Origin of the sequence: Xenorhabdus taiwanensis (assembly GCF_036512875.1) — a bacterium.
Lineage (GTDB): Bacteria > Pseudomonadota > Gammaproteobacteria > Enterobacterales > Enterobacteriaceae > Xenorhabdus > Xenorhabdus taiwanensis.
Map to the genome: position 1 here is coordinate 1,812,172 of NZ_AP028978.1, position 12,174 is coordinate 1,824,345.

The 12,174-nt window shown below is 39.7% G+C and carries 12 protein-coding genes and 1 pseudogene; 8 read left to right on the forward strand and 5 right to left on the reverse strand.

Features of this window, described 5'->3' with window-relative positions:
* Positions 1-5 precede the first annotated feature (5 nt).
* Positions 6-188, reverse strand: a complete 183-nt coding sequence (locus ACE1SE_RS08265; protein WP_374053406.1) for a hypothetical protein — start codon at positions 186-188, stop codon at positions 6-8.
* A 279-nt stretch (positions 189-467) separates the two neighbouring features.
* Here ACE1SE_RS08265 and ACE1SE_RS08270 point away from each other — a divergent pair, with 279 nt between their 5' ends.
* A complete protein-coding gene (locus ACE1SE_RS08270) occupies positions 468-1,508 on the forward strand; it encodes an endonuclease (RefSeq protein WP_374053407.1) in 1,041 nt (346 codons plus the stop codon).
* Between the two features lie 567 nt (positions 1,509-2,075).
* Positions 2,076-2,954: a hypothetical protein gene (locus tag ACE1SE_RS08275; RefSeq protein WP_374053408.1), complete on the forward strand. Its 879-nt coding sequence runs from the start codon at positions 2,076-2,078 to the stop codon at positions 2,952-2,954.
* A gap of 238 nt (positions 2,955-3,192) precedes the next feature.
* On the opposite strand, the gene ACE1SE_RS08280 is transcribed toward ACE1SE_RS08275, so the two are convergent.
* The 3 genes from ACE1SE_RS08280 to ACE1SE_RS08290 are packed head-to-tail and all read right to left on the reverse strand — an operon-like array spanning position 3,193 to position 5,678.
* Complete coding sequence (locus ACE1SE_RS08280; protein WP_374053409.1) at positions 3,193-3,375, reverse strand: DUF2474 domain-containing protein; 183 nt, start codon at positions 3,373-3,375, stop codon at positions 3,193-3,195.
* The gene (cydB, locus tag ACE1SE_RS08285) at positions 3,332-4,339 is read right to left on the reverse strand and encodes a cytochrome d ubiquinol oxidase subunit II (protein WP_374053410.1); all 1,008 of its coding nucleotides are present in this window, start codon (positions 4,337-4,339) and stop codon (positions 3,332-3,334) included. The genes ACE1SE_RS08280 and cydB overlap by 44 nt, the downstream gene beginning before the upstream one ends.
* Positions 4,329-5,678, reverse strand: coding sequence for a cytochrome ubiquinol oxidase subunit I (locus tag ACE1SE_RS08290; RefSeq protein WP_374053411.1), 1,350 nt, complete (start codon positions 5,676-5,678; stop codon positions 4,329-4,331). The genes cydB and ACE1SE_RS08290 overlap by 11 nt, the downstream gene beginning before the upstream one ends.
* A gap of 139 nt (positions 5,679-5,817) precedes the next feature.
* Here ACE1SE_RS08290 and ACE1SE_RS08295 point away from each other — a divergent pair, with 139 nt between their 5' ends.
* From ACE1SE_RS08295 to tnpA, 3 genes are all read left to right on the forward strand, one after another.
* Positions 5,818-7,239: an aminotransferase-like domain-containing protein gene (locus tag ACE1SE_RS08295; protein ID WP_374053412.1), complete on the forward strand. Its 1,422-nt coding sequence runs from the start codon at positions 5,818-5,820 to the stop codon at positions 7,237-7,239.
* 126 nt (positions 7,240-7,365) lie between these two features.
* Positions 7,366-7,935 carry a HutD/Ves family protein gene (locus ACE1SE_RS08300; RefSeq protein ID WP_374053413.1) on the forward strand — a complete coding sequence of 190 codons (570 nt, stop codon included), beginning with the start codon at positions 7,366-7,368 and terminating at the stop codon, positions 7,933-7,935.
* A 215-nt stretch (positions 7,936-8,150) separates the two neighbouring features.
* Positions 8,151-8,555 carry an IS200/IS605 family transposase gene (gene tnpA / locus ACE1SE_RS08305; protein ID WP_374053414.1) on the forward strand — a complete coding sequence of 135 codons (405 nt, stop codon included), beginning with the start codon at positions 8,151-8,153 and terminating at the stop codon, positions 8,553-8,555.
* 9 nt (positions 8,556-8,564) lie between these two features.
* Here tnpA and ACE1SE_RS08310 read toward each other — a convergent pair.
* A protein-coding gene (locus tag ACE1SE_RS08310) for an IS1 family transposase (protein ID WP_374050839.1) occupies positions 8,565-9,262 on the reverse strand; the annotation gives its coding sequence in 2 pieces (ribosomal slippage) (positions 8,565-9,013 and positions 9,013-9,262; 699 coding nt in all).
* 498 nt (positions 9,263-9,760) lie between these two features.
* Between ACE1SE_RS08310 and ACE1SE_RS08315 the strand changes: the two genes are divergently transcribed.
* The 3 genes and pseudogenes from ACE1SE_RS08315 (at position 9,761) to ACE1SE_RS08325 (ending at position 12,007) form a co-directional block, all read left to right on the forward strand.
* Positions 9,761-10,702 (forward strand): omptin family outer membrane protease, encoded by a 942-nt coding sequence (locus ACE1SE_RS08315; protein ID WP_374053415.1) that lies wholly within the window; start codon positions 9,761-9,763, stop codon positions 10,700-10,702.
* A gap of 347 nt (positions 10,703-11,049) precedes the next feature.
* Positions 11,050-11,270: pseudogene (locus ACE1SE_RS08320) on the forward strand (CmlA/FloR family chloramphenicol efflux MFS transporter); the annotation flags it as partial.
* Between the two features lie 176 nt (positions 11,271-11,446).
* Entirely contained in the window at positions 11,447-12,007 is a 561-nt protein-coding gene (locus tag ACE1SE_RS08325) for a hypothetical protein (RefSeq protein ID WP_374053416.1), read from the forward strand.
* Positions 12,008-12,174: the final 167 nt, after the last annotated feature.

Genomic DNA, 12,174 nt, shown 5'->3' on the forward strand with positions numbered 1-12,174 from the left:
TTTGGTTAATCAGAAAACGAATTCAGCGTAATATCTAACTGATTTTTACCGGCAATAATAATCTGAATCTGTAAATTATTTTCTGAACTGTTAGTGGTAATGATCGTTACTTCTTCATTGCCTGAATATTTCTTTACAACTTCCAGTAACTCTTGCTCAAGTTGTTTGGTTTTTGTGCTAATGGTCATTTGTCCTACTATGTTCAATTAAATATTTTAGAAATATCTTGATATTACCTAGATAAAAAGAGTTTAATAGTTCAATTAGGCTAATTGTTTTTCGCTTAATATGCCGATAAAATATGTTAATCGATGTATTAAATCATATTACTATCAATTTATTCAAATAATATATTGACGTTTTCCTAATTGTTAAAAAGAAATCGAAAAATAATATTTGTCATTGTATAGTGTTGTCAGGCAGGATAATAAATGCATGTTATGCACAATAAGTAAATAGGTATTATTTTGAATAGTAAAATAGGCCAGTTGGCTCGTTATCTTTTGGTTTTTGGATTAACCCTCTCTTTTCATGCATGGAGTGCACCGACCAGCTTCGAACAAGCTAAAGTTGAATCAAGAAAAAATGTTTATAACGGACAAACAAAATCAGATATAGGCACACTATATTGTGGATGTGATTGGCAATGGGTTGGCAAAAGTGGTGGACGTGTTGATCTGGCTTCTTGCGGTTATCATGTCAGGTCACAGCAAACAAGGGCTGCACGTATTGAATGGGAACATATGGTGCCTGCTTGGGTATTTGGGCATCAGCGTCAATGTTGGCAAAATGGTGGGCGGAAAAACTGTGTTGAAACCGATCCTGTATTTCGCATGATAGAATCGGACATGCATAATCTGGCACCGGCAATCGGTGAAGTTAATAGCGATCGCAGTAATTATGGTTACGGAATGCTCGCCAGAAACACACCAAATATGTATGGTTCATGTAGCAGTAAAGTGGATACCAAATCACGTCTGTTTGAACCGCGTGATAGAGTAAAAGGCATGGTTGCCAGAGTCTATTTCTATATGCATGACCGCTATAATCTGACGATGTCACGCCAACAGCAACAATTGATGATGGCATGGGATCGCCAGTATCCAGTGGATGCCTGGGAGCGTGAAAGAGATAACCGAATTGCCAAGATTATGGGGCACCATAACCCATTTGTGACTGGCAGCAAAAAGTGGCAATTGGGGCATAAAAATTCAGGCCAAGGTTTAATATCACAGCAAGGATTGATGACGCAAAAAGGAAGAGAGGCACAGAACCATGCGCCAAAGCAAAGTGATTTGCATTCAGGAAATAACCAGATATCAACCCAAAGGATGACATCAAAAACGGCGCAAAATGAGATAATTAAGGGAAATAAAAATAGCCAAATTTATCACTTTACACACTGTGCTGGTTATAAAACCGTGGCAGATAAAAACGCCATTTACTTTCGCTCAGAATCAGAAGCCAAAAAAGCAGGCTATCGCTTAGCAGGTAATTGTAAAAAGTAGCTGTTAATGCATTACTAATAAAAATCAAACAATGTTTCAGTAAAATTTAACCTTGGAGCTTTCCATAAATAGAAAACTGTCATTATACTGACATCATAGTCCGTTAGATTACACCAAAGAAACGGAAAGATGCGAGGAATGCTAATGACAGATATTGAAATTGCATTCTCGGTTAGGGACCGGCGTTTAAGATCATATCACTGATAAAAAGTGACGATCTTAACGCTGGTTTTCCATTTCTCCCAATAAGATTGTATTCGCTCTAAATTATACCAGAAGGCATTGATGGCTTATGGTTGAGTAATCGTTCCAGATAATTCACAAAAGAACAAAACTCCAGTTAATTTTGTGGTTGGGGCATAATTTTGCTTTTAATGATCGATATGTCAGGATGCCTAACACTATTTTATCAGTAAGTTATATTTACCCAGTAAATTTTAGGTTGCAGTGTAGCCAATAAAGTGGCAGTTTAAAAGTCGATAAGGTTATTCGATTTTTAATAGATGCAATTTACGTTAATTAATTGAAATTTTCTTTAATTGTTAAATTTTTAATGAGAGTATGGTTATGAACAATGATGAAAAAGAAAAGTTAGAGTTACAACAAAGAAAAGCCTGGGATAAATACAGAGGGTGTGTGCGTAGTCGTTGGAATACAAGTGCTATAAATAGAATGATGGCGAATGGAAGTCGTTGGCGTCTTTTTTGGCCCAGGAATTTACATAATGATATGCAAAATAATATAAAAAACTTACAGCATAAAATCCAAATACAGCCACTTTCAAATGAGGAGCAACAATTTGCAAATGCTTTTATGAGAAATGATTTTTTCGTTGTTCATGCAAGTGATGTTAATCTAATAAATAATCCTGAAAGAAATTTACTTATTTATTCAAGGTATCGTCTTCAGGAAAAAGGCATTGAGTTTCCAACTCACCATTCCTCAACGCAGGACATTTTGGGACTAGGTAATGATGATTATGTATTTTTTTCACTTGAAGTAGGTAACACATTACAAAAACCGTTCAGTTTATTTGGAGCTAATTTTTATCGTATTCCTTATAAAAGGGAGAATATGGCATTTCGGCATTCTTCTATGACGTTGATTGATCAAATTAATTTAAACGCTCCTGACGGCAAAATGATTGAAAAAATTAGTATTCGAGCACGTGAGCATCTTAAGTGTAGGGCATTTTTAAGAGAAAATGTACATTTTTGTGGTATTGATAATTGTTTAGAAGGATTACTTTATTCAATTATTCTTGAAACAAGAGATCTTAGTAGGTTGTCGATGAAAAATGATGCCAGTTTGATTTTATCTGCACGAACTGATAATGAAATGAATAGCGTTATTAATGGATTGTTCCGCCCTGAAATTAGGGTGCCGAGGATGTTGGGAATTCCTAGCGGTTCTTATCAGACAGTAATGAATAAAAGGTTTTTATAAAACTTGGCAGGTTAATTTATTATTTAAATTGATTTTTTTAGTAATAAGAAATGCCTTGAACAGGCCAAAGCCGTGAAACTAGCAAAAAATAAATGATTTTTTATAACGTATAAAGGTTTTACAACCTGCTTATAGATGTAACTTGTCAGAGAAGGTTTTAATCAGTTAAACAATTCTGTTGTTGCTCTGATCAAAACCTTGATCCAGATATCGTCTTAATAATTAGAAAAGTTAGTTATTACTTAATCTTCATTCCCGCCATTGTCATTAGAGTACGAAATAACGTAGATACAGCGTATAAGGCCATTACACTGCAAAACCAAATTGCCACCATCCAACTTAAGCGTTTCCAGAGTGGAGGGCGTTGTGAGGCTGTTTTAATGGTAGCCTTGTTCATGGGTAATTTTTCCTCGGAAAACATAATAACTCCAAAAGGTATAGGTCAAAATTATCGGGATAATAAACAGAGCACCAACCAGCATAAAACCCAATGATTGAGGAGGGGAGGCCGCCTCTTCATAGCTAATAGTGGGCGGGATAATGTTCGGCCAAATGCTGATCCCTAATCCAGTAAAGCCCATGAAAATCAACAACAGCGCTGCCAAAAACGGGGTGTAATGGCTTGAATTCAGGTTAGATTTAAATAGCAGCCAGCTTGACCATAATACCAATAATGGTACGGGCATGAAGAAAAATAGATTCGGTAAGTTGAACCAGCGTTCGGCAATCGTTGAGTGGGCAAGTGGTGTCCACATACTGATAATGGCAATAATTGTTAGCATCAGCAATGTCAAGGGATGCAGAACACGATACATCTGTTGTTGCAGATGGCCTTCCGTTTTCATTACTAGCCAACCGCATCCCAATAAGGCATAAGCGATGACAAGTCCAATTCCACAGAATAGAGGAAAAGGAGCCAGCCAGTCAAAATAGCTGCCAATATAAACACGATTTTCGACAGGAAAACCTGCAATAACTGCCCCAACGACAATACCTTGCATAAAGGCTGCAAGAATCGAACCGGCCATAAATGCCCTATCCCAGAGGTGTTGGTGCCTTGGTATGGCCTTGAAACGAAATTCAAAGGCAACACCACGAAATATCAGGCCTAATAACATAATGGTCAATGGAATCGCCAATGCATCTAAAACTATCGCATAAGCCAGTGGGAACGCGCCAAATAATCCAGCGCCTCCCAGAACCAACCAAGTTTCATTGCCATCCCAGACAGGAGCAACAGAATTCATCATCAGATCACGATCGGATTGCTCTTTAATTACTGGATATAAAATACCGATTCCAAGATCAAAGCCATCCATCACGATATACATCATGGTACTAAATATGATGATCAGGAACCAAATGAGAGGAAGATCAATGCCCATTTGCCAACTCCTTATTTGGGACTTGTGGAAGACCTTTACGGATAAGTTTCATCATATAGGCGTAGCCAACACCGAAGACGGCGGCATAGACGACAAAAAAAATCAGCAGACTGATACTCATATGGATTTCACCGTGTGCTGAAACCGCATCTTTGGTGCGCATTAAGCCATAGACGACCCACGGTTGACGGCCAATTTCTGTTGTGAACCAGCCTGCCAGAATTGCAATAAGGCCGGAAGGTGCCATCAAAAGCATAAAGCGGAGGAAGAGCGGGTTTTCATACAGGCGTTTTTTATGACGCAACCATAGTCCCCAGGCGCCGGCAAAAATCATCAAAATCCCCAATCCCACCATGATGCGAAATGACCAAAACACCATAAAAGCATTTGGGCGATCTTCCGGGGCAAATTCTTTCAGTGCCGGAACTTGTTTATCCAGACTATGTGTCAGAATCAGGCTGGCAAGATAGGGGATTTTGACTGCATAACGTGTCTCTTCTGCTTCCTGATTGGGAATGCCAAATAGAATCAGTGGGGTGGCTTCACCAGGATGATTTTCCCAATGACCTTCCATCGCAGCGATTTTCGCCGGTTGATGTTCTAACGTATTCAATCCATGCATATCGCCAATCACGGCTTGTAATGGGGCAATAATCAGGATCATCCACATCGCCATTGACAACATTTTCCGCATGGCAGATGAATCATTGCCTTTCAGCAAATGCCAGGCAGCAGAAGCAGCAATGAAAAATGCTGAGGCCAGGAATGCCGCTGTCCCCATATGCAGCAGGCGATAGGGGAAAGATGGATTGAAAATCACTGCGAACCAATCAACAGGAACAACCAGATTATCTATAATTTCATGGCCTTGTGGTGTTTGCATCCAGCTATTAGAGGCTAATATCCAGAATGTAGAAATAATTGTGCCGAGTGCCACCATACAAGTTGAGAAAAAATGTAGCTTTTCTCCGACCCGATGCCAGCCAAACAGCATGACACCAAGGAACCCAGCCTCAAGAAAGAATGCGGTCAGCACCTCATAGACCAACAACGGGCCTGTAATGGTACCGGCAAATTCAGAAAAGAAACTCCAGTTGGTGCCGAACTGATAAGCCATCACCAAGCCAGAAACAACGCCCATACCAAAATTAACCGCAAAAATTTTTGACCAGAAATGATATAACGTTTTGTAGTCCGTATTACGTGTTTTAAGCCATAAGCCTTCTAATACCGCCAGAAAGCTTGCCAAACCTATGGTAATGGCAGGAAAGATAATGTGAAAAGAAACAGTAAAGGCGAATTGAATCCTTGCGAGTTCAAGGGCAGTTAACCCTAACATAGTGACCTCTTATTGCAATCTTTGGGTATATGGGTAAACAAAGTTAGAAGGTGCAGACAAGTAGAACACAGGGAAATGGGATATGATAGTGACAAATTTTTATATATTGACTATAACAGTTTAGACAAAGGCCAAGAATATGACGCGTTACGAACAATTGGCTGGCGTGATCCGCCAACAAATAGAAGATGATATTTGGCAAGTGGGTGATAGGTTACCCTCATTGCGGGAATCAGTGAAATCGTCGGGTTTGAGCTTGATGACGGTGCTACAAGCTTACCAGTTGCTGGAAAGTCAGGGTTGGATCGTGGCGCGTCCACAATCAGGCTATTATGTTGCCCCTCGATTAAAACCCTTTGCGGCGGCAAAAGGAGGGAAGAGACTCAACTTAAGTGAAAATGTGGAGATCAGTGCCTCCATATTTGATGTCTTGCAGGCATGCAAAGATCCGCAAATTATTCCTTTCGGTTCGGCATTTCCCGATCCTTCTTTATTAGCCGAACCCAAATTGTCAAAAACACTGGCTTCAGTCGCCCGCCGCTTTGTGCCACACAGTTCGCTGGCAAATTTGCCTCCAGGTAATGAAAAATTACGGCGTAATATATCCCGTCGTTATGCTTCCCATGGTATCCATGTTTCTCCTGAGGAAATTGTTATTACCGCAGGAGCAATGGAATCATTAAGTTTCAGTTTGCAATCTGTCACTTCACCAGGGGATTGGGTCGTGATTGAATCGCCCGCTTTTTATGGGGCGTTGCAAGCGATAGAACGGTTGCGTTTGAAAGCCATTGCCATTAAGACAGATCCCCATACGGGCATTGATTTGTATACTTTAGAAGAAGTTGTGAAGAAATATCCAATAAAAGCCTGCTGGCTGATGTCGCGTTTTCAAAACCCACTGTGCAGCACAATGCCACCAGCAAATAAACAGCGACTGGTAGAGATTCTGAACCAAAACCAGATCGCCCTGATTGAAGATGATGTATATGGTGAATTGTATTTTGAGCAGGAGCCTCCGGCACCCATAAAAGCATGGGATATTGAAAATAATTTCATGCACTGTTCATCATTTTCAAAATGTCTTGCTCCTGGTTATCGGGTAGGTTGGGTTGCCGCAGGTAAACATGCGAAGAAAATTCAGCAATTACAGATGATGAGCACGGTGTCTGCCAGCACACCAACCCAGTTGGCGGTTGCGGACTATTTGGAGCAGGGAGGATATGACAATCATCTGCGTCGATTGAGACGGCAGTTGGAACAACGGCAAAATCGGATGCTATGGGCAATCAGTGAATACTTTCCTCACTCTGTGAAAGTAAACAGTGCACGTGGTGGTTATTTTCTCTGGCTGGAGTTTGAACCCCCTTTTAATGCCAACCGGCTCTATCAACTGGCATTGGCAAAGAATATCAGTATCGCCCCAGGTAGTATGTTTTCCACTAGTGCCCAGTTTGATCATGCCTTTCGCTTAAATACGTCATTTGCCTGGAATGAAACTCAGGCTCTGGCAATGAAAGAGTTGGGGAATATGTGCCATATGCTTTTAAAGGAGTGCGGATAATCAATCACATTTCAACTATCTCAATATTGTCGTAAGAGAAATTATTTGCCAATGTTTCTGTTAACAAGTTGACACTGGTTATCTTTTATCTCTGTAAACAAAATTTAAAAGTAGTGAGGGAGTGGCATGAAAATGAAATGTTTCGATTATGCAACATTACCAAGAGTACAATGGTCTGGAGGGGAAGGTGAAACCAGGGATATTGTTTGCTGGCCTGTATCTGATGATTTCTCCTGGCGAGCCTGTTTTACGACTGTCCATCAAAGTGGGATATTAGGGCAATTCCATGATGTTGAATGTTCAATCGTTTTATTAAAAGGAAAGGGTATCCGCTTGACCAGTCCGGGTTTTTTGGAGCACGAATTGGTGAAAAAGATGACGCCATTTAACTTTTCGGGTGATATTTTGGCCCATGCGGAATTATTGGATGGCCCTGTTCAGTGTTTCAATATTATGACTCGCCGTTCATGTTGGGCATCTGAGATTTCAGTTATTTCTGATGAACGTTTACTGCCAACATCACACAGTGGTGTACTTTATGTTTTAAAAGGACGTTGGGAAATGACAGGAGCGAATTGTGTCCAGCTTGCTTTTGGTCAAGGTGCATGGTGGTTACCGGATATACGAGAAGGGGTAATTAAGCCATTGATTGCCGATAGCCAGCTTCTGTGGGTTGATTTACGCCCGATTGGGTGAATGGAATAATCATTGAAAATTAATACAATAAGCGGCCTGCTTTATAGCAGGCCGTTGAGTTTATGGCTTTAGCCAGTTTAAATCGCGTTAGCGTCTTAAACATAAAACCACCCGCTTTGCGGGTGGAGTTCAAAGGTTATACCAAGAAAAACACCTTTCCGTTACGATATAGATGTTCAAGCTAATATTCGTAACTCAAATAAGGAAAGGTGTTTATGGGCATTAAAGCACAAAGCTCAGCGCATACAAAGTGGCTGTGTAAATACCATATCGTCTTTTCGCCGAAATATAGACGGAAAGTGATTTTTAATAATATTCGTTCAAGTGTGGGAGAGATCCTCAGAGACCTTTGTAAGTATAAAGGTGTGGAAATAATCGAAGGTCATCTCATGCCAGATCATGTTCATATGTTGGTGAGTATTCCACCAAAGCTAAGCGTTTCAAGCTTTATGGGATATTTGAAGGGTAAAAGTTCGTTGATGATCTTTGATAGACACGCCAATTTAAAATATAAATTTGGCAACAGAAAGTTTTGGGCGGAAGGGTTCTATGTCAGTACGGTAGGGCTAAATGAAGCGACAATTCAAAAGTATATCAGAGAGCGGTCATGCTCCCAATGATTAGATCTGTTATGAAATATAGTATTCACGTTCAATGAACGTACCTACCACTTTGTCATGCATCTCTTCGGATTTGGAATAACCTATTGTTTTTCTATTCAGCCTCTTTATCCGGATACGAAGCGTAAGATTTGTTCTCTCGATACGTTGGGTAAATTTCTTTCCCGTGAGGTGTTTTTCCTGAGGCAGGCAATCGTAAACGGCATAATCATCTGTACAGTAAAACCGGATAGTAAAAGGAGACAAGAGTGCCAGCAGCTTTTTCAATGTTTTCCTGCTGCGATCCCCAAACACATGTGCCACTACCCGTTTCTTATTCGGCTCCCAGGCATACCAGAGCCAGCGTTGATTTTTCTTATTACCGACAAATGACCACTGCTCGTCTATTTCACAGACAAGATGAATCTCACTGCCCGCAAGCGGCAGCGTAGTCACTTGTCTTGGTGTGAGTTTTTTAATGTGCGAATGACGGTGTTAATGCCGACTTTCAGAACCCGAGCCGTGTCCCTGACACCGGAGTTATTCACTGCCATATCAATAATTTGCTCTTTCACGCCGGGATAACAGGCTTGATAGGCATAATTCAGTTGAAAGGTTTTACGGCAGGCATAGCAGTGATAGCGGGGATGACCAGTACGCCCTTTTCCATGCCCTTTAACCTCTTCTGTTTTATGACAGTAACGACAAACCACATCAACTTTAGCCATCTCTCACCCCATAATAAAAAGCAGGGAGTTTATCACAAGATCTAATCATTGGGAGCATGACCCAGAGAGCAAGAAAAGTCGGATTTAATCTCGGATAAATTGAGTAGTAAAGAGCATGTAGACCCCTTCAAGGGGTAGGCCAAAGCAGCAAAGACACTTAGCTTGAACGAAGAGAAAGCAGCGTCATTTAGGCGCAGTCGGTAACAAGCCCTTATAGGGCAAGAGCAAACCACCCGTTATACGGGTGGTTATGATTTTATGCGATCAAAACCAATGATTTCAAATTTTAGTTAAAAAAAATTAACCTAAAAAATGAAAAATAGCTAAAAGAGTATAATCTTAAACTATAGGCATATAACGATAAAAGTAATATACCAAAGATATTATTATTTCTGTTATTGATAGTTAAATAAATTATCTCTGCGGGCTGTGGATTGCTATCAAGGTAACAGAAATTATGAAAACTTAATTTACATTCTGGTAAGGTTATTAATAATTATGAAAAAAATCTTGATAATCACTCCATTATTGACTTTTTCTTTTGGGGTCATGGCAGTGCCTGCTCCATCACAATTGGATTGGTACGATGGTAGTGTATCTTTTGCGCTTGGACTGAATTGGCTAAAAGGAGACTCTGACGAACATCTTTATGGATATACCAAAGACCCAAAATACAAAAGTAGCCAATTGAATTGGAAAATTGGCGATGTTCTGATTGCCAGAAGCACAGTTTCCTGGGATCTCCTTGACAGGCTAACCATGAATGCGGGTGGTTGGGTCAGATTATTGTCACGCAATAGCAAAATGGTTGATTACGACTGGCTGGATGTAAACCAGAATCATTGGACTCATTGGTCATCCAGCCCGGATACTTCTCTAAATGATGCCAATGAATTTGATTTAAATGCCGCAAGTTGGTTAATTAAACAATCTAATTACAAATTAGGGGCGGTATTGGGTTATCAGGAAATGCGTTTTAGTTGGATGGCTTATGGCGGTCATTATGTCTATGATAATGGCGCTGATGTCGGAGAATTTCCTGCTGGAATGGCCGGAGTTGGCTATAAACAAAAATATAGCCTGCCCTATATTGGATTAGCCGGACAGTACCGTTATCAGGATTTTGAATTTAACCTGTTATTAAAATATAGCCCGTGGGTAAGAATCTGGGGTAACGACGAGCACTATATGCGTCATTTAACCCTTCCTCAGCGATCTGATAATGTGCATTACTTTGGTGCCAGTATAGATGCCGGTTATTATTTAACTCAAAATACGAAGGTATATACGGCGCTTACCTGGAATAAATATCGCGAAGGTAAAGGTCAAACGAGGTTCATCTATTATGATGCTGGTTACACCGAAGATTTAGGTGATAATTCTGTCGGAATTGACAACCGAAACTACAGTATCGATCTTGGATTACAGTACCATTTTTAATTTTCTTATCATCGCATAACTGGCAGTTACCTATTTTTCGGTATCTGTCAGTTTAAAATATAATGCAAACTGACGCTAATGCTTAGCGTATTTTGAACTCCGTTTTAAAGTTGTCTCTGTCACAATCAAAAAAAGGATTAGTAAAATTTGAATAATCACCTATAAAATATCCTCTTTAATTTAAGGTTCCTTGCGATAGATAAGTCTCAGCAACCCTGGTTTTTTTGGTTGTTGCGGCGCCCTCAAGACCTTCTCAATTCTATGAGCACGCCGCTAAATCCTTAACTTTAGGAGACGGATCCGTGCACTCAAAAGGCTTTTCCTGACAATATTCTCTTACTGCCACCATATTGCTGTTATCCCTATTGAATTTATTGGCATCACTGGATATGCATCTGCCCGTAATGCCTTTCATCGCTGATGCACTTGGTGCCGGAGCAGGGGCGATCCATCTAACGCTGACTGACTGACTGTCAGATCGACTCGTCGCCGTCCTGTTTTGCTTAGTGGTGGAATTGCTTACACGGTTGCTTCATTCGGCCTTGCCATAACGTCAGACCCGAGCATAGGGCAAATAGATGTACTGCATTGCAAAAAATTTATCATAATGAATAAAAATAATATAAATATACGATTATAGTTATAATATACAAATGTAAAACAATGCAAACTGTAACTTGTTACAGTTTAATATAAACTTTATGTATTGTAATATATAATTCCAATTAGGTCGTCGAGGTTAATATGAATTATTTTAAAGAATATACAGCATATACTTTACTTTTGACTATGATCTTATTTGCAAATAATGCCTTATCTAAAGAAAGTACAGTGCAAATTGATAAAAAAGTAGAAACTACTAAAACCAAGGGGCCCTCTAATTTTGCTTCATACTACAATATGCACGTAAAAAATAATAGTGTAATTGCACAGGTAGAAATGACACGTACTGGATACGATTGTATGTATGGGGCAGGACCCGAAAAAATAGATTTAGACCCTCAAGGAAAAGCAGACTTTGACTTAGAGACAAATAATGGTTTCTTTCAAGGTTGTACTAATGTAGATAAAGTAGTGAGATGGTCTGTTAAGTACATGGTTCCAAATTCTGAAGATAGATACTGTAATATTAAATTGGTTACAACTGTAGATGACTTTGTAAGTCAGAATTGGAGCACTACTTTCACACATGCAGATTCAAACTGTAACGTTCCCCTTAAATTTATATGTAATGGCAGTGAATCAGCATGTCAAACTGGTGACACTAGTTCTAAAAATCAAATTACTTTGGAGATAGTTGATTAATTTATATTAAATTTCTAAAAAAATATATAATGTGTTGTTTATTTCATCCTCAGACGAGGGATTAGGTGTCCGGGGATATCTGCTTCCAAAAGTGCGCAGATGTGTAGTGGTCAAGAAATGTGGGACACATTTCTAGCCTCTTCCCACTGCCTTAAGGAGAAGAAGCC